Here is a 24979-nt window from a genome sequence, read left to right as displayed (position 1 = left end):
GCATCACGCAGCCGCCGACTCCGAGCGACCCGAGACCGAGGGCCTCGCCCCCTTGCCCGGAGCAGTCATCCCCTCCGCCCGGAAGGACCACGCCAGCCGAGGACGCACCCCGTTGTCATCGACGTAGGGCAGAGCCGTCAGCCCCACGAACTCCACCGGCGTCCACGGAAACGGCGTCCCGTTGTCCGGAGGAACCGGCTGCACCTTCGCCGCGATCTTGATCGACAGCGCCGTCTCTTTCTTGCCGGCCTCCTCGTCCGCGTCCAGGACCGTCACCTGCCACAACGGCAACCCCGAGTCCTTGTCCAACTGCTGCGGCCGCGAACCATCAGGCCGCTTGTCCGCATCGAAGTCCGCCACCGGCTCCACACCCCCCTTCAAGAACGCACCCGCGGGGAAGACATCCGCGTGACCGACCGGGAACCGACGCTGCATCGCCATGACTTGCTCCTCTTGATAGATGCTGGCTTAAGCCAGTGTGACGACGTTACAACTGGCTCAAGCCAGTGTCAACAGGTGGCTTAAGCCAGGGGCCTACACTGTGGATATGAGTGAGAAGAAGGTGTCGGCCCAAGGGGCGGGCACAGCAAGTCGTCAGGTGGCGGCCGCGCTGCGTGCTGCCATCGAGTCGGGGAAGTACCAGCCAGGCGACCGACTGCCCTCTGAGCGCGTGCTGGCTTCAGATCACGGGGTTGCCCGCAACACCGCCCGCGAAGCCGTGCGACAGCTAGCCGAGGCGGGGCTCGTGACCGCACATCACGGCAAGGGTGTCTTTGTTCGGACCAAGCCGCGGCTGATGCGGTTCGGTCAGTGGCGGTACTCGCGGAGGCTGCGCGAGGAGACGGGCCTGTCTCCGTTCCACGCCGAGGTAGCCGCCCAGGATCGAGTGCCGAACGCCTTCCTGAAGGAGATCGGCCGCGTAGTCCCACCGCCTGAGATCGCTGAGCGCCTGAACGTCAGTCCCACTGAGGCGAGCGTGGTGCGGCGCGAAAACTGGTACTTCGCAGACGATGAGCCGATGCAGGTCGGCGTCACCTACGTGCCGTGGAGCATCGCGGCGGGGACGGAGCTTCGGGCAGGCGACAACCTCGGCAAGGGCGACCTCTATGCGCGGTTCGCTGAGTTGGGCCACGAGATCACCTACACCCGCGAGGAGGTCACCGCGCGCATGCCCACGCTCGATGAGGTGGACGGTCTGCGACTGCCCGAAGGAGTGCCGGTCCTCGTAGTGCTGCATACGGGGCTTGACCAGGACCGGCGACCCTTCGAGGTCACGCAGTTCACCATGCGCGCCGACTACTCCGGCCTTGACTACACGATGAAGGTGGATGATTGAGCATGACTGAAATCCGCTTGACCCGACGAGCCGACTATGAGGAGCTTGCGGACGTACTCGTCGCGGTCAACAAGAGGGACGGCTACCCGGTGGAAGGAGTTGATAGCCCTCTGGCTTGGCTGGACCTGCCAGACGCTATTGGACAATGGACTGCCCTCTTGGACGGAAGACCTCGTGGACACGCCGCTCTCTTGCAGCCCAAGTCAACCGACGAGGTAGTTGGTCTGGTGGTCGACAAGCAGGGAGTGTCGATGACGCAGCTGGCAGTTCTCGCTCGCCTTTTCGTCGACCCTCGAGTTCGGGGGCAGGGTATAGGTGAAGCGTTGCTAAAAGCCGCTGAGGACAGTGCAAGGTCTCTAGGTCTGACACTCGTGCTAGAAGTTCTGGCCAAAGATAAAAGCGCCATGAACCTATATCTAAGAAACGGCTGGAAGGTCATCGGCGAGTCTGACCACGTCTGGGGCGAGGGCCGCCATGCAGAAGCCATGGTGATGACAAAGGACAAGAAGGGGATGGTGGGATCGGCGTGCAGCGGCAATCCAACGCGAATACTCCAATAAGCGAACCAGGGCGGACCATCCCCAAGGCTGTCCGCAAGCAGTTGTGTCGTGAAGTCGGGTTCAGGTGTCCGATCCGTGACTGCGGGAGCCCGTACCTGACGTTCCACCACTTCTTACCGCCCTGGCGAGAGAAGCGTCACCACGATCCTGTCGGAATGATTGCGCTCTGCTCGAACCACGCGGCAAAGGCCGATGGCGGATACTACCCCAACGAGTATCTGTCCAAGTTGAAGGAGGTTGGGCCGGCCTCACTGCCTGTGGTGGGAGAATTTGACTACCTGACGCGAGATCTGGTGGCCGTCGTTGGGTCGGTGGCTTTCTATCAAGTAGACACAATCGTAGAGATTGACGGTGAGCCTTGCGTCTACTTTAACCGCGACCAAGACGGATTCCTATTGCTCAATTTTAAGATGCCATCTATGCATGGCGAGCCACGAGCATGGATGGAAGACAACGTCTGGACCGTGGATCCAGGTGCGGCGCATATTGAATGCCCACCGCGAGGAAGGTACCTCAGGGTCGATTTTGAAAATGGCGATGGATTCTACATCTCTTTCCGAGAGGCGCGAACTGCAGAAGCCTTCCGCGAGATGCTGCCTGGCCGAGAGGCAATTGCCGAGAAGGTAAATTTCCCGGTGGTGGTCGCACTCATCTACGAGCGCTCGAGGAACGGTCTAATAGAGTTCGGTAGCCGTGAAATCAGCTTCGGCGTGGGCAATGCAATTCGAGGAGGATCCATCACTGGGGGTAACGTTGGCATTAGCCTCTCTGGCTACGGCGGCCTCTCTCGAAACGTGGCCAGAATGCTTGCGTCCTCCCTAGACAATTATAATCGCGGGCGCTCTCATTAGGGGAAATTGTGTTGTCGATGGCACAGGTTTGACAGTCGGCTTACTAGAACGGCGGGCCGAACTTTCATCTGCTGCGTGTCCCGGCATGGTTATGAAGTTCGGTTGAATAGCACTTGGATCAATTGATCCAACTGAACTTTGTCCCCGGGGTCCAATTCCCTGCGGACAGCCCGGGCCACTTTCGCTGTGGCCTCCTCAAATGCCTTCCTTCCGGAATCGTCGAGCGTCACCTCTCCAGTTGAACCGCTAGGTATGTACTTGTCGTAAACACGATTCCACTCGCCCAGTGCTTGAATCACGGGAGCTTCTGCCCAAACGGCCACTTTTGATCGAGTTTGTGCCTCGCCCTCAGGTTCTACCTCGCCAGATGTGAAGCGCGCCAGCAACTGCATAACAAGTGAGGCGTACGCGTCCTCCTGCCTCTGCTTCCGGCTCTTTGTCCGCTCACTTTGCCAAGAACTTACCCCTGTGGCGACACCGAAAAGGGCCAGTCCCGCAACGACTATGGCCCCCGCTGCTTGAACGAAGGGGCCTTCGTTTCGGCCGGACAGGCCAGCGTAGACGAAGGCGGCTGCCCCAAGGATAAAGGCGGCGTAGGACAGTATCACAGCTTGAGTGCGCACGCTTAGACGATACACAGAATCGCGCGGGCCCTCTCTGCTCCCTCCTAAGCAGGCGGAGAATGCCTAGGCAGAAAACTGGCCGGTGAGGACTTTCTCTACTGACTCAAGCGCGCCTCCGGCGCGAGCCGGCGGGCCTTCGGCCCGCCGCCGTGCCGGGCGTGCGGCCTGCGGCCGTTCCGGGCGCGGCGGCGAACCTCGACCCAACCGGCAGACCAAAAGGAGCGACGCCCAGGACCTCATCCCGAGCGTCGCTCCCTTCGCCATGCAGCTACGTGATTGCCACCGTGCGATAAGTAGGCTGGCAGTATGCGCGTCCAACTCCTGTACTTCGACGGGTGCCCGAACTGGCAGGTGGCCGACGGCCGCATCCGTGAAGCGCTGGAAACCCTAGGCATCCACGTCGACGTGGAGAAGGTCCTGGTGACCACCCCCGAACAAGCTGAACAGTGGAGCTTTCGTGGCTCGCCGTCGATCCTTGTCGACGGTGAGGACCACTTCGCCGAGCCAGGCGCGCCGGTCGGGCTGTCGTGTCGGCTGTATCGGACACCAGATGGCGTGGAGGGTTCTCCCACAGTTGAACAGCTAGTCCAGGTCCTATCTGGGACATAGCGCCAACGAAACATCGACGGAACTGCAGCCGAGATGGCCTTGCTGGCTCGGAGCAATGACGTGAGCAAGGCCGGTGGTCCAGAAGTGAAGTTGGGCGGACACGCCGCCGCGCGAATACGTCACCTTCACGCCTCCGACCCTCCGCTTCACTCTCCGCCCACCTCCGGACCGCATCAAGGGCGCTCCGCGTCACTGCGTGATGGACTCCGTCCACCCTTGACCCGGCCACTCCGGCAGGCTCCTCTGCCCCGCTACAGGGTCGGTGGCTAGATCCGGCCAGCCCTCCACTTACGCCTCCTCTTTCGTCCAGAGAAGGACCGATCCAGCCCGAGTCGGCTCCGCACATGCACGCGAAGACCGTTGGAAACACAGGGAATCCGAGTCCCAGCAGTACCCAACCGAGGAGCCCCGCAGGGAAACAGGTGGTTGAGGGTTCGAGTCCCTTCGCCAGCTCCACTGGCGCGGGACCGGCCGGAGGATCAGCGGCCGGCCAGCCAGGCGTTGATCGAGTCCTTCAGCGGGCCCTCCTGCTCGCCGACGAGGATGACCCCGCCCTCGCCCGTCGACGAGGTGGCGGTGACTCCCTTCGTCCCGCCGTCGGCACCGATGATGACGTCGACCTCGCCGCGGTCGACCGCGGCGGCCAGGGCGTCGAGCTCGCCGACCTGCCAGCTCGGGTGCGCGCCGATCGACTCGGCGTAGTCGCCGACGGCCTCGGCCGCCGGCCCGCTCACCTCACCGCTGTCCTCCGGCACGGCGAGCGGGGGGTTGGCGACGACGCCGACGGTGAGGACCCCCGTGCTCTCGGCGCGGTCGAGGCCGGAGCCGGGGTCGGAGCAGCCGGCCACGAGGAGCAGCGGCAGCAGGGCCATCGCGAGGAGTCGGCGCATGGCCCCCATGATGCCTGCCTACGATGGGCGACGTGCGTGCGTCGACCCGGCAGTGGCTCAGGGCGCACAGCCACGTCCACACGGACTTCGACGCGACGACCCTGGTCGAGCACCTCCGGGCGAAGGGGGAGACCGTCGCCGTCGTCATCCCCGCCCGCGACGAGTCCGCCACCGTCGGCGACGTCGTCACCGGCCTGCGCCGCGAGCTCGTCGAGCAGGTGCCACTCGTCTCAGAGCTGGTCGTCGTCGACTCCGACTCGACGGACGACACCGCGGCCGTCGCCGCCGACGCCGGTGCGACTGTGCACCGGGCCGCCGACATCGCGCCCCACCTCGGCGCCCACCCGGGCAAGGGCGAGGCGCTGTGGAAGTCGCTCTTCGTCACCTCCGCCGACCTGCTCGTCTTCGTCGACGCCGACCTCACGCAGTGGTGGCCGCATTTCGTCACCGGTCTCGTCGGGGCCCTCACCGCCGACCCCCGCACCCAGCTCGTCAAGGGCTGGTACGACCGGGTCATGGACGTGCTCGGCCGGGCACCCAGCACCGAAGGGGGCCGGGTCACCGAGCTCGTCGCCCGCCCCGTCATCGACCTGTGGTGGCCCGATCTCGCCGGCGTCGTCCAGCCCCTGGCGGGGGAGTGGGCCGCCCGCCGCTCGCTCATGGAGTCGCTGACCGTGCCGACCGGCTACGGCGTCGAGATCGCCTCGCTGCTCGACACCCACACCCGCCACGGTCTCGACGCGATCGCCCAGGTCGACCTCGGCTGCCGGGCCCACCGCCACCAGCGCGACCACGACCTGGCCGTCATGGCTGCCGAGCTGCTCGCCGTCGTCCACGCCCGCCGCCACGGCGAGCCGGTCGACGTCACCATCGCGAGCGAGACGCTCGAGCAGTTCACCCGCGAGGGCGGCTGGCGGACTCGGGCGCTCCCCCTTCGTCAGCGACCACCGGCGGCCACCCAGCCCGGCTACCCCGCAGGAGCCCGATGAGACTCGGCCGCCACACCTTCGCCGACGACGCGATGCTCGTCATGGCGATCGTCAACCGCACGCCCGACTCCTTCTACGACAAGGGCGCGACCTTCGCCGAGGACAAGGCGATGGAGCGAGTCGACCTCGTCGTCGAGCAGGGCACCGACATCGTCGACATCGGCGGGGTCAAGGCCGCGCCGGGCGGGGACGTCGATGTCGCCGAGGAGATCGATCGGGTCGCCGGGCTCGTCGCCCGGGTCCGCGCGGCGCATCCGCAGCTCGTCATCTCCGTCGACACGTGGCGAGCGGAGGTCGGCGAAGCCGTCTGCGCCGCAGGCGCGGACGTGCTCAACGACGCGTGGGGCGGAGCCGACCCGGGCCTCGTCGACGTCGCCGCCGCGCACGACGTCGCGATCATCTGCACGCACACCGGCGGGGTCGAGCCGCGGACGCGGCCCTTCCGCACCGGCTTCGAGCGCGACGTCGTCGCCGACGTGCTCGACGGGGTCCTCGGGTACGCCGAGCGGGCGGTCGTGGCCGGCGTCGCACGGGAGTCGGTGGTCATCGACCCGGCACACGACTTCGGCAAGAACACCCACCACACCCTCGAGGTCACCCGCCGCCTCGACGAGATGGTCGAGACCGGCTGGCCGGTGCTCGTGTCGTTGTCCAACAAGGACTTCGTCGGCGAGACCCTCGATCGCCCCGTCGACGAGCGACTCATCGGCACGCTCGCGACGACCGCCGTCTCCGCGTGGCTCGGCGCGCGGATCTACCGCGTGCACGAGGTCGCCGAGACCCGCCAGGTCCTCGACATGGTCGCCACCCTGCGCGGCGAGCGTCCGCCGGCCCGCACGATCCGAGGGCTCGCATGAGCGGGGTGAGGAGCGAGGGCACGAGCGAGGGACGAGCCGCGCCCGCAGGGAGGGACCCTTCTCGGTCGACCAGCATGAGCATCACCGCCGCCGTCGTCGTCCCCGCTGCCCCGGCGCTGCTGCCCGGCATCGGCGGCACCGCCGACCCGCTCGCCGACCTGCGTGAGCGGGCCGCAGCCCTCGTCGCCGACACCGCCACGGCGAAGGGGGCCGACCGTCTCGTCGTCGTCGGCTCGGGTACGACCACCCGTGTGTGGCCCGGCGACGCGCCCTCGGGTGCTGCGCGCTTCACGACCGGCCGCGTCCCCGACGGGGCGCTGCCCTCCGACCTCGAGATCGGGCGCCTGCTCGCCTCCTCCACGGGGGGCGAGATCATCCTCCACTCGGTCTCCGCCGACGCCTCGCCGCAGGAGTGCGCGGCCCTGGGCACCACCCTCGCCGCCTGCCCGTCGACGCTGCTGGTCGTCGTCGCCGACGGCCCGGCGACGCTCACCGACAAGGCACCGGGCCATCTGCAGCCGGACGCGGCTCCCTTCGCCGAGGGGCTGGCGCGCGCGCTCGCCGCCGCCGACACCACCGCCCTGGCCGCCCTCGACCCCGCGACGTGCGACCGGCTGTGGATGCGCGGTCGGGCCGCCCTGCAGGTCCTCGCCGCCGCGACCGACGGTCTGGCCGGGGAGCTCGTCGCCGAGGAGTCACCCTTCGGCGTGCAGTACCTGCTTGCCCGCTGGGCCTGAGGGGTCACACCTCGAGCTTGAAGCCCTCGTGCGTCGTGACGTAGCCGAGCCGCTCGTAGAAGCGGTGCGCCTCGGGGCGCCGCTTGTCGCTCGTCAGCCGCACGAGCGTCACGCCGCGGGCCCGGGCCGCATCGCACCGCCGCGGCTCAGGCCGGGCACGAAGGTCAGCTGCAGCGTCCCCACCGGCGCGCCCTGGTGATGCGGTCCATGGGTCTCCTCGGTGGTGCCGTCAGTGGCGGCGCGAGACGATCTCGACGACCTGGATGGCGCGGTCGGGCCCCGCGCCCAGGGCCTTGGCCCGGGCGAGGTACTCGCGGGCGGCGTCCTCGAGCAGCGACGTCGCGGCCGCGCTCGCGGAGCTCGGCCGGTCGGCCACCCGGGTGCCACCCCCGCGCCGGGTGACGACGAGCCCGGCGGACTCGAGCTCCCGATAGGCGCGCGCGACCGTGCCGGTCGCCAGGCCGAGGTCACCGGCGAGCTGCCGCACGGACGGCAGGCGTTCGCCGGTGACGAGCTGGCCGGTCTCGATGAGCAGGGTCAGCTGGCGGCGCACCTGCTCGAAGGGGGGAGTCGGGTCGACGAGGTCGATCGTCACGACGTCGCTCACAGCGGCACCCCCACGGTCGAGCGGTCGGAGCTGCCCGGCGGCGCCTGACCCGGCCGCAGCCGCGGGCCGGTGCATAGCGCGGCGAAGGTCCCGATCGCCGCCACCGCCGACACGAGCGCGCCCGCGCCGAAGGTGAGCTGGAGGGCTCGCGTCGACGAGGTCGCGCAGGTGCCGCCGGAGTGCGCAACCGTCATGAGCAGAAGCAGCGGTACGAGGGTCGCCCAGCACACGAGCGCGACGGTGAGCAGCACCGACCGCGTCGACCAGCGTCGCAGGGCGTCGTCGACGTCGGCTCCCTCGGCCCCCCGGGCGGGGCGGACGACGATCGTGCGGCAGGTGACCGCGGCGGCCACCAGACCGACGAGGAGGGCAACGGCGATCGGGATGGCGTAGTAGCTCCCGGGCCACGGGCCGCGGACCGTCGTGGCGTCCCCGCACACCGTCGTCAGCGCGCGCCCGGCCCGGCCGAGGTCGTCGGGCGAGCCCATGGCCGTGCCGACGACGAGGGTCGTGGTGAGCGCGGCGACCGCGATCGTCGCGAGGGCGAGGGGGCCGGCGCCGATGAGGTCGCGCACCCGGCGTGGTCGGGCCACCGCGGTGCGCGTGAGCGTCGTCTGCCGCGGGCTGCGCAGCTCGCCGACGCACATGACCAGGAGCAGGGTCATACCGCCGACCGCCGGAGCGAGGGCGGCGACCCGCCCCAGCGAGACGCCGGCGAGGGCGAAGAGCGCGACCGTCACGACGAGCGCGAGGGCGACGCCCCAGGCGAACCACCGGGTCGAGCGACGGTGCACCTGCATCACGGCCGCGTGCTGCGGCACCGTGAGCGGAGCGCGCGTGCGGGTGAGCAGCCACCCGACGAGGGCGACGCCGAGCGCCGCCACCAGGAGGAAGGGGAGGACGAGCGCGATGGCCATGGCCAGCTCCTTGTATCAGGTGAGTGTGACAAAGAAAGACTCGTCCTCCCTTCGGCTTGTGTCAAGCGTGTGTGACAAGTCGTCGCCTGCCGATCCGTGGACGCAATGGCCTGCATCGCGCACGGATTCGTATCATCTATCCAGTGACCGGGACCCGACAGCTGCACGACATCGGGCGGCGTCGCGCCTACGCCATCTGGGGCGCCGGCCTCGCCGTCTACGTCCTCGCCGTCTTCCACCGCACCTCGCTCGGGGTCGCAGGGCTGCTCGCGGCCGACCGCTTCGACATCAACGCCAGCCAGCTGGCGACCTTCACGGTCCTCCAGCTCGCCGTCTACGCCGGGATGCAGGTGCCCGTCGGGGTGGCGCTCGACCGCTTCGGCTCGCGCATCCTCATCATCAGCGGGCTGGTTTGCATGACTGCTGGCCAGCTGTGGTTCGCCGCCGCCGACAGCTTCGCCATGGGTCTGGGAGCCCGGGCCCTCATCGGCGCCGGCGACGCGATGGTCTTCACCGCCGTGCTGCGCCTCGTCGCGCTGTGGTTCCTCGTGCGGCAGGCGCCGGTCATCACCCAGCTCACCGGCATGGTCGGCCAGATGGGCGCCGTGGCCGCAGCCGTCCCGCTGAGTGCCGCGCTGCACGGCTTGGGCTGGACCCGCACCTATACCCTCGCCGCCTCGCTCGGCGTCATCCTCCTGTTCGGCGCCTTCGCGGTCATCAAGGACTCGCCCTACGAGCGCGGCGAGGTCGAGCGGATCAAGCTGCGCGCCCTGCGGCACAGCCTCACCGAGGTCTGGCGTGACCCGGGCACCCGGCTCGGTCTGTCGGTGCACTTCACCTCGCAGTTCGCGCCCACGGTCTTCGCGCTGCTGTGGGGCTACCCCTTCCTCGTCTCCGGCCAGGGGCTGAGCCCGACGACCGCATCGGCCCTGCTCACCCTGATGACCTTCGTCGCGCTCGTGGCCGGCCCGACGATCGGTCGCTGGACGGGCCGCAACCCCTACTACCGCTCGGTGGTTGCCCTGGGCGTCGTCGGGTCGATCGCCCTGGTGTGGGCGGTCGTCCTGGCCCTTCCCGGCCGTTCGCCGCTGTGGCTGCTCGTCGTGCTCGTCGCCGTCACCGCGGTGGGCGGACCCGGCTCGATGATCGCCTTCGACCTCGCCCGCAGCTTCCACCGCAGCGACCGGCTCGGCCGGGCCTCGGGCGTGGTCAACATGGGCGGCTTCGTCGCCTCGCTCGTGACGATGGCGCTCATCGGCCTCGTCCTCGACCGCCTAGCCCCCGGCGGTCCGGACACCTACACGCTCGACGACTTCCGCATCGCGATGAGCGTCCAGTTCCTCCTGTGGGGCTTCGGCGCGTGGATGATCTGGCGCTACCGCCGGCGCAGCCTCGATCGCATCGCGCAGAGCCCCGGCGCCTTGGACGCCCTGCGCTCCGGCGAGGCCCTCCTGCCCGGCATCTCCCGGGACCACGAGGACTGACGGCCGAAGGGGGTCAGAGCCCCGCGAGCAGCTGGCGCGAGATGACGAGCCGCTGGATCTGGTTGGTCCCCTCGAAGATCTGCGTCACCTTGGCCTCGCGGAAGTAGCGCTCCACGGGGAAGTCCTGGGTGAAGCCGGCGCCACCGAGGACCTGGATCGCGTCGGTCGTCACCCGCATCGCCGCGTCGGTCGCGACGAGCTTGGCCACGGCGGCCTCCTTGCCGAAGGTGCGGCCCGCGTCACGCAGCCGCGCGGCGTGCAGGTAGGTGGCGCGGGCGCTCGTCACCGCGGCCTCCATGTCGGCGAGCAGGAAGGCCAACCCCTGGTTGCTCGCGATGGCCCGGCCGAACTGCTCGCGCTCGGTCGCGTAGCGGGCCGCAACGTCGAGGGCGGACTGGGCCAGGCCGGTCGCGACCGCGGCGATGCCGAGCCGTCCGGCGTCGAGGCCGGCCAGCGCCATGGGCACACCGCGCCCGAGCTCACCGATCTGGCGGTCACCGCTCACCGGCGCGTCCTCGAAGATCACCTCGCGCACGGTGTCGCCGTGCAGGCCCATCTTCTTCTCCGGGGTGCCGAAGGACAGGCCCGGCGCGTCGGCCGGCACGACGAAGCAGCTGACGCCCCGACCGCCGTCGTCGCTGGTGCGGGCGAAGGTCGTGTAGTAGTCGGCGTGGCCGGCGTGCGAGATCCACGCCTTGCGCCCGCGGATGCGCCAGTCGTCGCCGTCCGCGGTGGCCCGGGTCGTCATCGCCCCGATGTCGGAGCCAGCCAGGGGCTCGGAGAGGGCGTAGGCGCCGAGGGTCTCGCCGGAGAGCATGTCGGGCAGGAGCGCCTGCTGCTGCTCGGGGCTGCCGTAGGTGTGCACGGCGTAGGCGGTCAGGGAGTGCACCGAGACCCCGACGGCCACGGCCGCCCAAGCGCTCGCGATCTCCTCGACCACCTGCAGGTAGACCTCGTAGGGCTGTCCGCCCCCACCGAGCTCCTCGGGGTAGGGCAGCGAGAGCAGGCCCGCCCGCCCGAGGGTGCGGAAGACCTCCCGCGGGAAGACCTCCTCGGTCGCCGCGCGCGCCTCGACGTCGTCGACCTGGGGTCGCAGGGACTTGTCGCAGATCTCCCGCGTGAGGGCGATGAGGTCGTCACCGATCTCCGTGGGCATGAGCCTCGTTGCTGCCATGGGTGCCACTCTATGAGACCGGGATGAGGCCTCGATGAGAGTGCCTTCACCCAGGCCGATCCGGCTGGATATCGGCGATCTGGGCCGCCATGGTGGGAGCCATGACGACCTCACGCACCGCCCTCATCGCCCTCGCCGCCGCCGTCTCTCTCGGCGTCACCGCCTGCGGGTCGGACACCGGTGCCGATGGTGCCGGGTCGACGACGAGCAGCTCCGCGGCGCCGTCGACCACCACGACCGAGAGCAGCTCCGACGACAGCCCGTCGGACGGCAGCTCCTCCGCCGACGACACGAGCAGATCCAGCACCTCCGCGGCAGGCGGTGCGAGCTCCGACGACGTCCTCGCGGCCATCTCGGCGGCCGAGGAGGAGGCGGGCGGCGCCGCCTACGAGATCGACGACCAGGACGACGACGGCAGCTGGGAGATCGACGTCGCCGAGGGCAGCACGAGCACCGAGGTCACGGTGACGGCTGACGGCACCGCCACGGTCGACGACGACACGGACGACCTCGACGACGAGGACCGGGCCGCGATCGAGGCCGCGAAGATCTCGCTCGGCGATGCCATCACCACCGCGCTGAAGCAGGTCGACGGCACCCTCGACGACGTCGAGCTCGAGGAGCAGGGCGGCCGTCACGTCTGGCAGGTCACCATCGACACGACGGACCGTGGTGGCGTCGAGGTCGACGTCGACGTCGAGTCGGGCCAGGCCACGGTCGCCACGGACGACTGATCTCCTCGCGGCCGGTCGCGACAGCCGGCCGTCAGGGACGGTCGTCAGCGGTGACGGTGGCTGGGTGCACGCGCACCTGGGTCGCCTTGACCGAGGCCCACACCCGGTCCCCGGGACGAAGGGGGAGTGCCGCCAGCGCCGCAGGCGTCACCTCCGCACTCATCGCGAAGGGGGAGTCCAACCGGACCCGCACCCGCCCGGCGTGCGCTTCGACGCGCGTGACCCGAGAGCGCCAGACATTGCGCGGCGATCCCTCCGGGTGGTCATCGTGCAGCGAGACCGCGTCGGGGGCGAAGGTCACCCAGCACGGCCCGGCGATCTGGTGCGGTCCGGTGGCGATCTCGACCTCTCCGGCGATGGCACCGCCGCCGGCGCGCCCTTCGGCCCGGAGCAGGTTGACCCCCGCCAGCCCCGCCGTGAAGGCGCTGCGCGGTCGCTCGAGCACCTCGCGGACGCGGCCGTGCTCGACCTGCTCGCCGAGGACGGTGAGCGTGTCGCGCGGCCCGTCGGCGACGGTGAGCACGTCGAGGACGTCGTGGGTGACCAGGAGGACGACGAGGTCCTCGCGCTCGTGGGTGACCTGTGACAGGACCGCCCGCATCGCGGGGGTCGCCTCGACGTCGAGCGCGGCGAGCGGCTCGTCGAGCAGGAGCGCGGCTGGCTCGGCGGCCAGCGCCCGGGCGAGGGCGACGCGCGCGGCCTGACCACCGGAGAGCTGGGCGGGGCGTCGGTCGGCGAAGCTGCTCATCCCGACGACCTCGAGCCAGTGCTCGGCAGCGGCGCGGGACTCGCGCCGCCCCCTGCCCTGGCTGCGCGGGCCGAAGGCGACGTTGTCGCCGACCCCGAGGTGGGGGAAGAGCTGCCCGGCCTGCGACATGAGCACGACCCGACGGCGGTGCGGCGGCAGCCCGTCGAGCGGGCGACCGCCGAGCACGACCCGGCTCTCGTCGGGGCGGGCCAGTCCGGCGACGACGGCGAGCAGCGAGGACTTGCCCGCGCCGTTGGGCCCGGTGATCGCGTGCCGACCGGCGGGCACGTCGAGGTCGACGTCGAGGCCGCGCTGCGCCCACCGGGCGCGCACCTGCAGGCTCATGCTGCGGCCCTGGTCGTGCGCGCGTAGACGGACCCGACGATCACCGTGGCGAGCACGACGAGCACGAGCGAGAGCGCGATGGCGGCGTCCTGGTCGACCTCTCGCTGCAGGTAGATCTCCAGGGGGAGGGTCCGGGTCCGCCCCTGCGCGGACCCGGCGAAGGTGAGCGTCGCCCCGAACTCGCCGAGGGCCCGGGCGAAGGCGAGCACGGAGCCCGACACGAGCCCCGGCCCCACGAGCGGGAGCGTGACGCGGGTGAGCCGGCGCCACGGTCCGGCGCCGAGGGTGGCGGCGGCCTCCTCGTGACGCCGGTCGAGACCCCGCACCGCCCCCTCCAGGGACAGGACGAGGAAGGGGAGCGCGACGAAGGTCTGCGCGAGGACCACCGCGGTGGTCGTGTAGGAGATCGAGATGCCCGCGGCGACGAGGTGCTCGCCGAGCAGCCCGCGCCGACCGAAGGTCGTCAGCAGCGCCAAGCCGCCCACGACCGGCGGCAGGACGAGGGGCACCAGGACGAGCGCCCGCAGCACCGCCTGCCCCCACCACTGCCCGCGGGCGAGCAGCAGGGCGAGCGGGGCCCCGAGGACCAAGCAGAGCGCCGTGGCGATGACCGCGGTGCGCAGCGACAGCAGGAGCGCGGTCACCGAGGCCTCCGACGTCAGCAGCGGCCAGAGGCTGCCGACGTCCACGGAGGTCAGCAGACCGAGCAGCGGGACCACGACGACGAGGATGGCCCCCGCCGCCGGGATCCATAGCCAGGCGGGGGGCCTCACGGGGTGCCGAAGCCCTTGCCCTTGAGCACCTTCTGACCCTCCGGGCCGGTGACGTAGTCGACGAAGGCCCGGGCGTCCTCGGCGTGCTTCGAGTCCTTGAGCGCGGCGATGGGGTAGCTGTTGACGACCGTGTCGGCGCCCTTCGTCTCGACCATCTCGACCTTGTCGCCCGCGCCGGTCGCGTCGGTGACGTAGACGAGGCCGGCGTCGGCCTCGCCCGTGGTCACCTTGCTCAGCACGTCGGTCACCTTGGACTCCTCGCTCGCGGGCTCGAGCGTGACGCCCTGCTGCTCGGTGAGGGTCGCGGTCGCGGCGCCGCAGGGGACCTGCTCGGCGCAGACGACGACGGCCAGGTCGGAGTCCTCGAGGTCCTCCAGCCCGGTGATCTTCTGCGGGTTGCCCGGCTCGGTGATGATCGTCAGGACATTGGTCGCGAAGACCGTGGGCTCGCCCTCGACAGCGTCCTTGACCTTGTCTATGTTGGCCTCGTCGGCGGAGGCGAAGACGTCGAGGTCGGCGCCGTTGGTGATCTGCGAGGCGAGGTCGGAGGACCCGGCGAACTGGAGCTGGACGTCGACGCCCTCGTGCTCCTCCTCGAAGGCGGCCTCGATCTCCTCGAAGGAGGCCGTGAGCGAGGCGGCCGCTGCGACGTTGAGGGTCGTGGTGCCCCCGTCGCCGCCCGACGCAGAGGAGTCCGAGTCGGAGCCGCAGGCCGCAAGGGCCAGGGCGAGTGCGGCGGTGGCGGTGGTGGCGACGATGCGCTTCATGCGGGGCTCCCGGGCGTGCCGATGACGACATTGGTGGACTTGATGGAGGCGACGGCGACGACTCCGGGATCCAGGCCGAGCTCGTCGGCGGCCTCGCGGGACATGAGGGAGACGATCCGGAAGGGTCCGGCCTGCAGGCTCACCTGCGCCATGACCCCGTCCCTCTTGACCTCGGTGACGATGCCGCGCATCCGGTTGCGGGCGGACTCGTCGGTCACCGTGCCGACGGGGGCCGGGTGGGCGATCTCCTCGGCGAGCCGCGCCAGGTCGGTGCCGTCGACGTGGGCCGGGCCGGCTCCCTTCGTCGCGGTGAGGCGGCCAGCGTCGATCCAGCGTCGGACGGTGTCCGGGGAGACGGCCAGCAGCTCCGCCGCCTCTGAAATTCGAATCTGCGCCATGTTGCGCAAAGTATCACCGCATCTGCGGCAAAACCACAGGAAAGTGCAGCCGTATTGGACAAAGAGCGCTGTGGTCGTCGCGACCTCAGGGCAGGTCGAGCGGGCCGAAGGGGGCGGGCTCGCCGATCTTCGCCGTCACCGTGTCGCCGGAGGAGCGGCCGGTGAGCCGGCGCTGCACCCACGGTCCGGCGTAGGTGACCGCCCACCGGGCGCGCTCAGCCCGACGCTGGGTGGCCGGTCGCGACGGCGCCGGGTCGAGGGGAGTGTCCCAGCCCGCCCGCGTCGGCAGGCCGAGCGCCGTCAGCGCCGCCTGGGCCACGCGCTCGTGCCCCGGTGTGCTCAGGTGGATCCGGTCCTCGCCCCACATGCGCGCGTCCTTGACCGAGCGCATGCCCCACAGGTCGAGGACGTGCGCGCCGTGGCGGGCGGCGATGGAGTGGAGGTTGGCCGTGTGCACCGCGTGCCGCGAGCGAAGGGCGGAGAAGAGGCCGGCTCCGCGCGGGTCCGTCGGCGTCGCGAGGAGCACGTCGGCGCCGGCCCCACGGATCCGGGCGACGGCGTCCTCGAGCCGGGCGGCGATCGCGTCGAGGTCGACCCGGGGGCGCAGGATGTCGTTGCCGCCGCCGACCACCGAGACGAGGTCCGGGGTCATCGTCAGCGCCTCGTCGAGCTGCCGCCCGACGACGTCGGCGAGCTTGCGGCCGCGGATGGCGAGGTTGGCGTAGTGCAGCTCCTCGCCGCCGGTGCGCCCGGCGAGCTCCGCGGCGAGGCGGTCGGCCCACCCGATGAAGCGGCCCTCGTGCCGAGGGTCGACGTCGACCATGCCCTCGGTGAAGGAGTCGCCGATCGCGACGTAGCGGCGCCAGGGGTGCTGGGCGGGGGTGGTCGGCTCGGTCACGGCAGGCTCCAGTCGATCGGGTCGGCTCCCTGACGGGTCAGCAGCTCATTGGTCCGGCTGAAGGGCCGCGAGCCGAAGAACCCGTTGCGGGCGGACAGGGGGGAGGGGTGGGCGCTCTCGATGCGTGGCACGTCGCCGAGCGCAGGGGCCAGGTTGCGCGCCTGCCGACCCCAGAGGATCGCGACGAGTGGTCCGCCGCGGCGGGCGAGGGCCTCGATCGCGCGGTCGGTGACCTGCTCCCAGCCGTGGCCCTGGTGGCTGGCCGGTGCGCCGGGGCGCACGGTGAGGCAGCGGTTGAGCAGCATGACGCCCCGCTGTGCCCACGGTGTGAGGTCGCCGTTGCCGGGGGTGGCGACGCCGAGGTCGTCGACGAGCTCGCGGTGGATGTTGAGCAGGGACCGGGGCAGCGGCCGCACGTCCGGCGCCACCGCGAAGGAGAGCCCGATGGCGTGGCCGGGGGTGGGGTAGGGGTCCTGGCCGACGACGAGCACCCGGACCTCGTCGAGCGGGATGGTGAAGGCTCGCAGCACGTGCTCGCCAGCGGGAAGGTAGCCGTGGCCGGCGGCGACCTCGGCGCGCAGGTACTCGCCCATGGCCGCGATCGTCCCGGCGACGGGCTCGAGGGCCTGCGCCCAAGAGGGGTGGACGAGCTCGGTCAGGGGTTGTGCTGGCACCCGCCCAACCTATGCCTGCCGCGGGGACGACGAACCCCCCGGTGCAGGGGACCGGGGGGTTCGTGGATCGGGGGTCGTCAGCAGGTGGCGCTCGTGGGCGGCACCGGGGCGCCGGCGAGCTCGTGCAACTCGATCTTCACGGCGTGCTCGACGAGCGGGGCGAGGAACTCGGGGTGCTGGTTGGTCGGCTCGATGCGCTCCCTGGCGCTCGCGACCATGGCCTCGATGCGCTCGCAGGCGACCTGGGGGTAGCGGACGCACAGGTCCGCGGCCATGTTGGTCATGACGTGGTCCACGTGGATGGTGATCATGGGTCCTCCTCGACTCAAGATGAACACAAGGTTAACACCATGTGGACGCGCGGCCCAAGTGTTTGCCGGGAGGACACCTTCGGGCGTGTCCCTGCCGTCGCCTGGGGGCCTCGCGCCGCGTCGGCTGGCCCCTAGAGTGCCTCCGTGCACGGATTCGCTGACGACAACACCTCCCTGGCCGAGCTGGCTCGGATCGTCCTCGACTACTCGAAGGAGCGCCTCGAGCTCGACCCGGTCCCACTCGACCGGCCCCTCACGCCGGCGCAGCTGCAGGAGCGTGCCGGTCAGACGATCACCGCCGAGGGGCTCGGCGGGCAGTCGGCGATGGACCTCTTCGCCGAGGTGCTCGCACCCGCCTGCCTGTCCGTCGACCACCCGCGCTACCTCTCCTTCATCCCGTGCGCGCCCACCGAGGCCGCCGCGATGTTCGACCTCGTGGTCGGCGCGAGCTCGATCTACGCCGGCTCCTGGCTCGAGGGGTCCGGCGCGGTCTATGCCGAAAACCAGGCGCTCCGGTGGATCGCTGACCTCGTCGGCCTCCCCGAGTCCGCGGGCGGCGTCTTCGTCCCCGGCGGCACGATCGGCAACCTCTCGGCCCTCGTCGCAGCCCGTGCCGAGGCGCGCCGCACCGCACCCGCCGGTCAGCGTCCCTTCCGGGTCGCGACCACCCGCGGAGCCCACTCGTCGATCCAGTCCGCCTGCGACGTCATGGACGCCGAGCTCGTCACCGTGGAGCCCGACGAGCGGGGTCGGCTCACCGGCGAGCGGCTGCGCGAGGTCCTCCTCGCCGAGGGGCCGGAGACCTTCTTCGCCGTCGTCGCGACGGCGGGCACGACGAACTTCGGCATCATCGACGACCTGACCTCCGTGGCCGAGGTGTGCCGCGAGCTCGGCATCTGGTTCCACGTCGACGGCGCCTACGGCGGCGCCGGTCTGGCCGCGCCCTCGGTGCGCGACCTGTACGCGGGCATCGAGCACTGCGACTCCTTCATCGTCGACCCGCACAAGTGGCTCTTCGCCCCCTTCGACTGCTGCGCGCTGCTCTACCGCGACCCCGAGGCGGGGCGCCGGGCCCACACCCAGCACGCGGGCTACCTCGACGTGCTCACCGAGGCGACCGACTGGAACCCGACCGACTACTCCGTCGGTCTGACGCGAAGGGCGCGCGGCCTGCCCTTCTGGTTCTCCCTGGCCACGCACGGCACGCAGGCCTACACCGACTCGGTCGAGAAGACGCTGACCGTCGCCGCCTTCGCCGAGGCCGAGATCGCCCGCCGCGAGGGCTTCGAGCTCGTCGGCGAGCGCTTCCTGTCCGTCCTCGTCTTCCGGCGCACGGGCTGGACGGCCGCGGACTACCAGGCCTGGTCCGACCGCATCCTCGACGAGGAGTTCGCCTTCGTCGTGCCGACCAACCACGACGGCGAGACCCTCGCGCGCTTCGCGATCGTCAACCCCCAGACGACGACCGACGACATCGTCGCCATCCTCGACTCGATGGGCTGAGCCTGTGACGGGTGGGGCGAAGGAGGCGCGAGTGACCCCCTTCGCCCTACCTGTCCAGCCGACACGCCGAGGTAATGACAGGCGTGTGATTTCGCCGGTACAGTGCTCGACGTGAACCTCGCAGACCAGACCGCCGCGCCGACCCCCTCGGTCCCGCTCACGGACCGCGACCGCGAGATCCTCGCCTTCGAGCGCCAGTGGTGGAAGTACGCCGGCTCTAAGGAGCAGGCGATCAAGGAGCTCTTCGACATGAGCTCCACCCGCTACTACCAGGTGCTCAACGGGCTCATCAACAACCCGGCCGCCCTCTCCGAGGACCCCATGCTCATCAAGCGGCTGCGCCGCCTGCGCGACCAGCGCCAGCGCACCCGCAGCGCGCGGCGGCTCGGCATCGAGATCTGAGCGCACGCCGCCACGAGGGCCCCGCACGACCACCGGTCGGGCGGGGCCCTCGTGCGTGCACCGGGCGCCCGAGGGTCACGGAAGCGTCACGGATCGTGCCCGGGCCGAACCCGCCGTCGTCCTCTCGCGTCTCACGGTGCAGGGGTGGAGGGGCAGGTGGGCGGCTCCGGTCCGCAGGGGGTACCGGAGCCGCCCACTCGTTGGCACAGTGGGGACCATGACCGACCTCGACTGGAGCACCCCCGACGGGCTGGCGGCGATCGCCGACCACCTGGCAGCACAGGTCGACGGATGGACGCGGCCGACCGCGTGGGCCGTGGCGATCTCGCCCGCCAGCAGCGACCCGGAGTGGGAGCTGCCGCACGTCAACCTCCCCGGCGGTCGCCACGGCCTGGCGGCCGTGGTCCTCGCCACGGTGCTGCGGCACGACGGGTCGACCGCCACCCTCGACGTGTCGACCGACCAGCTCGCCGCCGCCGTCGAGGCCCTCGCGCCGGCCCGGGCCTGCGAGCAGCTCGAGCACCCCAACCTCGCGGCCTGGCAGGGGCTGCTCGCCGCCGCCCGCGACAACCCGGCCCGAGAGCTCGTCGCCGTCTTCGTCGCGGACCTCGACGACCCGATCTCCTCCGACGTCGACGGAGCCATGAGGGCGAGCTTCGAGCACCACCACCCGGCGGTCTGAGGCCGAGGCGGCGGCCCGGGCCCGCCTCGTTTGCACTCGACGGAGGAGAGTGCCAATAATGGCGTTAGCACTCTCCTCGTGAGAGTGACAGTCCTGACCGGTCAGGTGAGGGGCGCGATCGCACGGTGACGTGAGCCGGGTGGTCGCTCTCCGTCCGTCGCGGGCACCCCCGGTCGCACCCTTCGATTCGCGTGGAGGAACCACCCGAATGGCAAAGCTCATTGCTTTTGACGAGGAGGCCCGTCGCGGCCTCGAGCGGGGCATGAACACCCTCGCCGACGCCGTCAAGGTCACCCTCGGCCCCAAGGGCCGCAATGTCGTCCTGGAGAAGAAGTGGGGCGCCCCCACGATCACCAACGACGGCGTGTCCATCGCCAAGGAGATCGAGCTCGACGACCCCTACGAGAAGATCGGGGCCGAGCTCGTCAAGGAGGTCGCGAAGAAGACCGACGACGTCGCCGGTGACGGCACGACGACGGCCACCGTCCTCGCCCAGGCCCTCGTCCGCGAGGGGCTGCGCAATGTCGCGGCCGGCGCCAACCCCATGGCCCTCAAGCGCGGCATCGAGAAGGCCACCGCTGCGGTGTCCGACGAGCTGCTCGCGATGGCCAAGGAGATCGAGACCAAGGAGCAGATCGCTGCCACGGCCTCCATCTCCGCTGCTGACCAGGAGATCGGCGCCAAGATCGCCGAGGCCATGGACAAGGTTGGCAAGGAAGGCGTCATCACCGTCGAGGAGAGCAACACCTTCGGGCTCGAGCTCGAGCTCACCGAGGGCATGCGCTTCGACAAGGGCTACATCTCCGGCTACTTCGTCACCGACACCGAGCGCATGGAGACCGTGCTCGAGGACCCCTACGTCCTCATCGCCAACTCCAAGATCGGCTCGATCAAGGACCTGCTGCCCCTCCTCGAGAAGGTCATGCAGGCCGGCAAGCCGCTGCTCATCATCGCCGAGGACGTCGAGGGCGAGGCCCTGTCGACGCTCGTCGTCAACAAGCTCAAGGGCACCTTCAAGTCCGTCGCCGTCAAGGCTCCGGGCTTCGGTGACCGCCGCAAGGCCATGCTCGCCGACATCGCCATCCTCACCGGTGGCCAGGTCATCTCCGAGGAGGTCGGCCTCTCGCTCGACACCGCCGAGCTCGACCTGCTCGGTCGTGCGCGCAAGGTCGTCGTCACCAAGGACGAGACGACCATCGTCGAGGGTGCTGGCGACCAGGACCAGATCGCCGGTCGCGTCAACCAGATCAAGGCCGAGATCAGCAACTCCGACTCGGATTACGACCGCGAGAAGCTCCAGGAGCGCCTCGCCAAGCTCGCCGGCGGCGTCGCCGTCATCCGCGCGGGTGCGGCCACCGAGGTCGAGCTCAAGGAGCGCAAGCACCGCATCGAGGACGCCGTGCGCAACGCCAAGGCTGCCGTCGAGGAGGGCATCGTCGCCGGTGGTGGCGTCGCGCTCCTGCAGGCGACCAAGGCCGCCTTCGACAAGCTCACCCTCGAGGGTGACGAGGCGACCGGCGCCAACATCGTGCGCGTCGCGGCGGGTGCCCCGCTCAAGCAGATCGCGACCAACGCCGGCCTCAACGGCGGTGTCGTGACCGAGAAGGTCGAGAACCTCCCCGCGGGTGAGGGCCTCAACGCGGCGACCGGCGAGTACGTCGACATGATCGCCCAGGGCATCATCGACCCGGCCAAGGTCACCCGCAGCGCGCTGCAGAACGCCGCCTCCATCGCGGCGCTCTTCCTCACCACCGAGGCCGTCGTCGCCGACAAGCCGGAGAAGGCCGCTCCGGCCATGCCCGGTGGCGACGACATGGGTGGCATGGGGGGCATGGGCTTCTGAGCCCACTCCTGCACCACGCACGAAGGGCGGTTCCCCCGGATCGGGGAACCGCCCTTCGGCGTACCCTTCCTGCATGACGTCACCGCAGGAGCTGGCGGACCGGCTGGGTGCCACGGGTTACCTCGCCGACGAGGACTTGGCCACGGTGGCCTTCCTCGCGCGGGAGATGCAGCGCCCCCTGCTGCTCGAAGGAGCCCCCGGCACGGGCAAGACCGCCCTCGCCGAGGCCCTCGCCGAGCTCGAGGGGACCCCCCTCATCCGGCTGCAGTGCTACGAGGGGCTCGACGCCTCCCAGGCCCTCTACGACTGGGACTTCCCGCGGCAGATCCTCCACCTGCGCACCCTCGAAGCGGTCGCCGCCAGCGGCGAGCTCGACCCGAGCGAGGCGGAGAGCTCGCTCTTCGACGAGCGCTACCTCCTGGAGCGCCCGGTGTTGCGGGCGCTGCGCACCAGCCCGGTCGTGCTCCTCGTCGACGAGATCGACCGGGCGGACGACGAGTTCGAGGCCTTCCTGCTCGAGGTGCTCTCGGGCTGGACGGTGAGCATCCCCGAGCTCGGGACGGTTCGGGCCGCCGTGCCGCCGACCGTCATCCTCACGTCGAACCGCACCCGGGACCTGCACGACGCACTCAAGCGACGCTGCCTCTACCACTGGATCGACCACCCGGGCCTGGAGCGCGAGGTGGCGATCGTCCGCAGCCGCCTCCCCGGCGTCAGCGAGACGCTGGCCCACCAGGTCGTCACCGCCGTCCAGCGACTGCGGACCGAGGACCTCGTCAAGCCCCCGGGTGTCGCCGAGACCCTCGACTGGGTCGCTGCCCTGCAGCGTCTCGGGTCGCCGGAGCTCGACCTCGAGACCGCCGCCCGCACGCTCGGGGCCGTGATCAAGTACCGCGAGGACGCCGAGCGGGTGAGGCAGGCACTGGACCGGGTGCTCGCCCGATGACGGCACCCCCGCACGCCGGCGAGGTCGACGAGATCCTCCTCGCGCTCGCCCACGCGGCGAGGGCAGCCGGGGTCGGGGTGACCCACGACCGGGCCGCGACCTTCCTCGAAGCGGCATCGGTCGTCGGGGCCGGCGACCTCGAGCACGTGCGTCGGGCGGGCCGGGCCACGCTGTGCGCCGGACCGGAGGACCTCCTGCGCTTCGAGCAGGTGTACGCCGAGTGGTTCGCCGGGCGCGACGACCTGCCCCGGCGGGTCGACAGAGAGGAGCAGAGCGAGCTCGTTTCCCCCTTGCCCGAGGACGACGGTGCCGACGACGGGGAAGGGGAGGCCGACGCACTGCACGTGGCCGCGAGCGAGGTCGAGGTCCTCCGCTCCCGCGACGTGGCGGCGATGGGTCCGCGGGACAAGGCCGTGCTCGACCGGATGATCGCGGGCCTGCGGCCGCGGCTGCCGGTGCGTCGCGGGACCCGGCGGACCACGTGGGTCCGTGGGGAGATCGACGTGCGGACCACCCTTCGCTCGATGCTGCGCCAGATGGGGGAGCCGAGCCGGATCCACCACCGGCGGCGAGGGCCGCGCACCCGCCGGGTCGTGCTGCTCGTCGACGTCTCGGGGTCGATGCGACCCTACGCCGACGCGCTGCTGCGGCTGGCCCACGGCATCGTGCGGGCGCCCCGGACCGGTGGCACGGGCGGTGCGGTCGAGGTCTTCACCCTCGGCACGCGCCTCACCCGGGTCACCGAGGCCCTGCGCACCCGTGACCCCGAGCGGGCGCTCGTGCGCGTGGGTGACCGGGTACCGGACTGGTCCGGCGGGACGCGGCTCGGTGAGGTGCTGCGGGTCTTCCTCACGTGGGAGCAGACCCGGCACCTGGCCCGCGGCGCTGTCGTGGTCGTCGTGAGCGACGGCTGGGAGCGCGGCGACGGCATTGAGCTCGCCGACCAGCTGGCCAGGCTGCGCCGGATGTCCCACCTGCTGGTCTGGGTCAATCCCCACCGCGGCAAGGAGGGGTACCGTCCGGTGCAGGTGGGCATCGTCGCCGCGCTGCCCCACATCGATGCCTTCGTCGCAGGACACTCACTGCGGGCGTTCGAGGACCTGCTGGAGGTGTTGGCCGATGCGTGAGGTGCTCACCGAGCTCCTGGACTGGTGGGAGCAGGGACACTCCGTCGGGGTCGGGACCGTCGTCGCGACCTTCCGATCCGCACCGCGGCCGCCCGGCGCCTCGATGCTCGTCGGGCCCGACGGCACCGCTGTCGGGTCGGTCTCCGGCGGGTGCGTCGAGGGTGCGGTCTACGAGCTGGCCCAGGAGGTGCTCCAGTCGGGCTCCCCTGCCCTCCAGCGGTACGGCGTCTCCGACGACGACGCGATGGCCGTCGGCCTGACCTGCGGCGGGATCCTCGACGTGTGGGTCGAGCAGATGAGCCGCGAGACCTTCCCCGAGCTCGACGAGGTGGCCGCCGACGTCCGGGCCGGCCGACCCGTGGCCGTCGCCACGGTCATCGAGCACCCCGACCCCGCCTGGCTCGGGCGGCGGATGCTCGTGCGCCCCGATCAGGAGCCGACCGGCACCCTCGGCTCCGCGCGGGTCGACGCCGCCGTCCGTGACGACGCGCTCGGCCAGCTCGCGCTCGGTCACAACGCCACCCTCGGCTACGGCGCCGACGGGCAGCGCCGCGGGGAGGGTATGCGGGTCTTCGTGTGGGCCTTCGCTCCGCCGCCGCGCATGCTCGTCTTCGGCGCCATCGACTTCGCGGCCGCCGTCGCCCGCGTGGGCTCTTTCCTCGGGTACCGCGTCAGCGTGTGCGATGCCCGGCCGGTCTTCGCGACGCACAGCCGCTTCCCAGCGGCCGACGAGGTGGTCGTCGACTGGCCGCACCGCTACCTGGCAGCTGAGCAGGAGGCCGGGCGGATCGACGGGCGCACGGTCATCACCGTGCTCACCCACGACCCGAAGTTCGACGTGCCGCTCCTCGAGGTGGCCCTGCGCCTGCCCGAGGTCGGGTACGTCGGTGCCATGGGCTCGCGTCGCACGCACGAGGACCGTCAGGAGCGGCTGAGCGCGGTGGGGGTCAGCACGGCGGAGCTCGACCGGCTGCGCAGCCCGATCGGGCTCGACCTCGGGGCCCGCACGCCCGAGGAGACCGCCATCAGCATCGCGGCCGAGTTCGTCGCCGAGCGGTGGGGCGGCTCCGGTCGACCGCTGGCCGAGCGCCAAGGGCGGATCCACCACTCGAGCGAGGGATGAATCCTCACGCGAAGGCGTGACCTCCGGCACGGTCATGGCTAGCATGAGCCAGATCACACTGTCGTGATCGA

At 70.7% G+C, this 24979-nt stretch carries 29 protein-coding genes; 16 read left to right on the top strand and 13 right to left on the bottom strand.

Annotated elements, in window-relative coordinates; all coding sequences use genetic code 11:
• Positions 1-3: 3 nt before the first annotated feature.
• Positions 4-441 (bottom strand): plasmid replication, integration and excision activator, encoded by a 438-nt coding sequence (locus CWN80_RS11005; RefSeq protein ID WP_128277284.1) that lies wholly within the window; start codon positions 439-441, stop codon positions 4-6.
• Between the two features lie 106 nt (positions 442-547).
• Here CWN80_RS11005 and CWN80_RS11000 point away from each other — a divergent pair, with 106 nt between their 5' ends.
• From CWN80_RS11000 to CWN80_RS10985, 4 genes are all read left to right on the top strand, one after another.
• Positions 548-1336 carry a GntR family transcriptional regulator gene (locus tag CWN80_RS11000; RefSeq protein ID WP_128277283.1) on the top strand — a complete coding sequence of 263 codons (789 nt, stop codon included), beginning with the start codon at positions 548-550 and terminating at the stop codon, positions 1334-1336.
• 2 nt (positions 1337-1338) lie between these two features.
• Positions 1339-1896 carry a GNAT family N-acetyltransferase gene (locus CWN80_RS10995; protein ID WP_083853597.1) on the top strand — a complete coding sequence of 186 codons (558 nt, stop codon included), beginning with the start codon at positions 1339-1341 and terminating at the stop codon, positions 1894-1896.
• A gap of 155 nt (positions 1897-2051) precedes the next feature.
• Positions 2052-2747, top strand: coding sequence for a hypothetical protein (locus CWN80_RS10990; protein ID WP_128277282.1), 696 nt, complete (start codon positions 2052-2054; stop codon positions 2745-2747).
• Positions 2748-3676: 929 nt separating this feature from the next.
• Positions 3677-3979 carry a DF family (seleno)protein gene (locus tag CWN80_RS10985; protein ID WP_007924834.1) on the top strand — a complete coding sequence of 101 codons (303 nt, stop codon included), beginning with the start codon at positions 3677-3679 and terminating at the stop codon, positions 3977-3979.
• Between the two features lie 479 nt (positions 3980-4458).
• Here CWN80_RS10985 and CWN80_RS15415 read toward each other — a convergent pair whose 3' ends face one another.
• On the bottom strand, positions 4459-4869 hold the full coding sequence (locus CWN80_RS15415; protein ID WP_007924832.1) for a type 2 periplasmic-binding domain-containing protein: 411 nt from the start codon (positions 4867-4869) through the stop codon (positions 4459-4461).
• A 32-nt stretch (positions 4870-4901) separates the two neighbouring features.
• Here CWN80_RS15415 and CWN80_RS10975 point away from each other — a divergent pair, with 32 nt between their 5' ends.
• The 3 genes from CWN80_RS10975 to CWN80_RS10965 all read left to right on the top strand — a co-directional run bounded on the left by CWN80_RS10975 (position 4902) and on the right by CWN80_RS10965 (position 7452).
• Complete coding sequence (locus CWN80_RS10975) at positions 4902-5858, top strand: glucosyl-3-phosphoglycerate synthase (RefSeq protein ID WP_202865241.1); 957 nt, start codon at positions 4902-4904, stop codon at positions 5856-5858.
• The gene (folP, locus tag CWN80_RS10970; protein ID WP_007924826.1) at positions 5855-6715 is read left to right on the top strand and encodes a dihydropteroate synthase; all 861 of its coding nucleotides are present in this window, start codon (positions 5855-5857) and stop codon (positions 6713-6715) included. The genes CWN80_RS10975 and folP overlap by 4 nt, the downstream gene beginning before the upstream one ends.
• Positions 6716-6789: 74 nt before the next feature.
• Positions 6790-7452, top strand: coding sequence for a class III extradiol ring-cleavage dioxygenase family protein (locus tag CWN80_RS10965; RefSeq protein ID WP_007924824.1), 663 nt, complete (start codon positions 6790-6792; stop codon positions 7450-7452).
• A 4-nt stretch (positions 7453-7456) separates the two neighbouring features.
• Here the strand turns inward: CWN80_RS10965 and CWN80_RS16045 are convergent, their stop codons facing one another.
• The 3 genes from CWN80_RS16045 to CWN80_RS10950 form a co-directional block, all read right to left on the bottom strand.
• Positions 7457-7555, bottom strand: a complete 99-nt coding sequence (locus CWN80_RS16045; RefSeq protein WP_128277280.1) for a GCN5-related N-acetyltransferase — start codon at positions 7553-7555, stop codon at positions 7457-7459.
• 126 nt (positions 7556-7681) lie between these two features.
• Positions 7682-8059: a GntR family transcriptional regulator gene (locus CWN80_RS10955; RefSeq protein WP_238148205.1), complete on the bottom strand. Its 378-nt coding sequence runs from the start codon at positions 8057-8059 to the stop codon at positions 7682-7684.
• Positions 8056-8976 carry a hypothetical protein gene (locus CWN80_RS10950; RefSeq protein ID WP_007924795.1) on the bottom strand — a complete coding sequence of 307 codons (921 nt, stop codon included), beginning with the start codon at positions 8974-8976 and terminating at the stop codon, positions 8056-8058. The genes CWN80_RS10955 and CWN80_RS10950 overlap by 4 nt, the downstream gene beginning before the upstream one ends.
• Positions 8977-9119: 143 nt before the next feature.
• Here CWN80_RS10950 and CWN80_RS10945 point away from each other — a divergent pair, with 143 nt between their 5' ends.
• Complete coding sequence (locus CWN80_RS10945; protein WP_007924793.1) at positions 9120-10460, top strand: MFS transporter; 1341 nt, start codon at positions 9120-9122, stop codon at positions 10458-10460.
• 13 nt (positions 10461-10473) lie between these two features.
• On the opposite strand, the gene CWN80_RS10940 is transcribed toward CWN80_RS10945, so the two are convergent.
• Positions 10474-11634 carry an acyl-CoA dehydrogenase family protein gene (locus CWN80_RS10940; protein WP_128277278.1) on the bottom strand — a complete coding sequence of 387 codons (1161 nt, stop codon included), beginning with the start codon at positions 11632-11634 and terminating at the stop codon, positions 10474-10476.
• Positions 11635-11735: 101 nt separating this feature from the next.
• Here CWN80_RS10940 and CWN80_RS10935 point away from each other — a divergent pair, with 101 nt between their 5' ends.
• Positions 11736-12368, top strand: coding sequence for a PepSY domain-containing protein (locus CWN80_RS10935; protein WP_007924789.1), 633 nt, complete (start codon positions 11736-11738; stop codon positions 12366-12368).
• Between the two features lie 31 nt (positions 12369-12399).
• On the opposite strand, the gene CWN80_RS10930 is transcribed toward CWN80_RS10935, so the two are convergent.
• From CWN80_RS10930 to CWN80_RS10900, 7 genes are all read right to left on the bottom strand, one after another.
• Positions 12400-13461 (bottom strand): sulfate/molybdate ABC transporter ATP-binding protein, encoded by a 1062-nt coding sequence (locus tag CWN80_RS10930; protein ID WP_007924786.1) that lies wholly within the window; start codon positions 13459-13461, stop codon positions 12400-12402.
• Positions 13458-14234, bottom strand: coding sequence for an ABC transporter permease (locus CWN80_RS10925; protein ID WP_007924785.1), 777 nt, complete (start codon positions 14232-14234; stop codon positions 13458-13460). The genes CWN80_RS10930 and CWN80_RS10925 overlap by 4 nt, the downstream gene beginning before the upstream one ends.
• Positions 14231-15001 (bottom strand): molybdate ABC transporter substrate-binding protein, encoded by a 771-nt coding sequence (gene modA / locus CWN80_RS10920; protein WP_007924784.1) that lies wholly within the window; start codon positions 14999-15001, stop codon positions 14231-14233. Before modA ends, CWN80_RS10925 begins: the two co-directional genes overlap by 4 nt.
• Positions 14998-15399 (bottom strand): TOBE domain-containing protein, encoded by a 402-nt coding sequence (locus CWN80_RS10915; RefSeq protein WP_007924783.1) that lies wholly within the window; start codon positions 15397-15399, stop codon positions 14998-15000. Before CWN80_RS10915 ends, modA begins: the two co-directional genes overlap by 4 nt.
• An 85-nt stretch (positions 15400-15484) precedes the next feature.
• Entirely contained in the window at positions 15485-16297 is an 813-nt protein-coding gene (locus tag CWN80_RS10910) for an SGNH/GDSL hydrolase family protein (protein WP_007924782.1), read from the bottom strand.
• Positions 16294-16971 (bottom strand): uracil-DNA glycosylase, encoded by a 678-nt coding sequence (locus CWN80_RS10905; RefSeq protein WP_007924781.1) that lies wholly within the window; start codon positions 16969-16971, stop codon positions 16294-16296. The genes CWN80_RS10910 and CWN80_RS10905 overlap by 4 nt, the downstream gene beginning before the upstream one ends.
• Positions 16972-17048: 77 nt before the next feature.
• Positions 17049-17282: a three-helix bundle dimerization domain-containing protein gene (locus tag CWN80_RS10900; protein WP_007924780.1), complete on the bottom strand. Its 234-nt coding sequence runs from the start codon at positions 17280-17282 to the stop codon at positions 17049-17051.
• Between the two features lie 144 nt (positions 17283-17426).
• On the opposite strand from CWN80_RS10900, the gene CWN80_RS10895 reads away from it, so the two are divergent.
• The 7 genes from CWN80_RS10895 to CWN80_RS10865 all read left to right on the top strand — a co-directional run bounded on the left by CWN80_RS10895 (position 17427) and on the right by CWN80_RS10865 (position 24908).
• Complete coding sequence (locus CWN80_RS10895) at positions 17427-18785, top strand: pyridoxal phosphate-dependent decarboxylase family protein (RefSeq protein WP_007924779.1); 1359 nt, start codon at positions 17427-17429, stop codon at positions 18783-18785.
• Between the two features lie 111 nt (positions 18786-18896).
• Entirely contained in the window at positions 18897-19187 is a 291-nt protein-coding gene (locus CWN80_RS10890) for a DUF3263 domain-containing protein (RefSeq protein ID WP_128277277.1), read from the top strand.
• A 217-nt stretch (positions 19188-19404) separates the two neighbouring features.
• Positions 19405-19869, top strand: coding sequence for a hypothetical protein (locus CWN80_RS10885; RefSeq protein WP_007924777.1), 465 nt, complete (start codon positions 19405-19407; stop codon positions 19867-19869).
• Positions 19870-20077: 208 nt separating this feature from the next.
• On the top strand, positions 20078-21712 hold the full coding sequence (groL, locus tag CWN80_RS10880) for a chaperonin GroEL (protein ID WP_007924776.1): 1635 nt from the start codon (positions 20078-20080) through the stop codon (positions 21710-21712).
• A gap of 73 nt (positions 21713-21785) precedes the next feature.
• Entirely contained in the window at positions 21786-22658 is an 873-nt protein-coding gene (locus CWN80_RS10875) for an AAA family ATPase (protein ID WP_007924775.1), read from the top strand.
• A complete protein-coding gene (locus CWN80_RS10870) occupies positions 22655-23785 on the top strand; it encodes a vWA domain-containing protein (RefSeq protein ID WP_007924774.1) in 1131 nt (376 codons plus the stop codon). Before CWN80_RS10875 ends, CWN80_RS10870 begins: the two co-directional genes overlap by 4 nt.
• Positions 23778-24908, top strand: coding sequence for an XdhC family protein (locus CWN80_RS10865; RefSeq protein WP_007924773.1), 1131 nt, complete (start codon positions 23778-23780; stop codon positions 24906-24908). The genes CWN80_RS10870 and CWN80_RS10865 overlap by 8 nt, the downstream gene beginning before the upstream one ends.
• Positions 24909-24979: the final 71 nt, after the last annotated feature.

It is taken from the genome of Janibacter hoylei PVAS-1 (assembly GCF_004025845.1).
GTDB classification, from domain to species: Bacteria; Actinomycetota; Actinomycetes; order Actinomycetales; family Dermatophilaceae; genus Janibacter; species Janibacter hoylei.
This window is presented reverse-complemented; position numbering and strand designations above follow the sequence as displayed.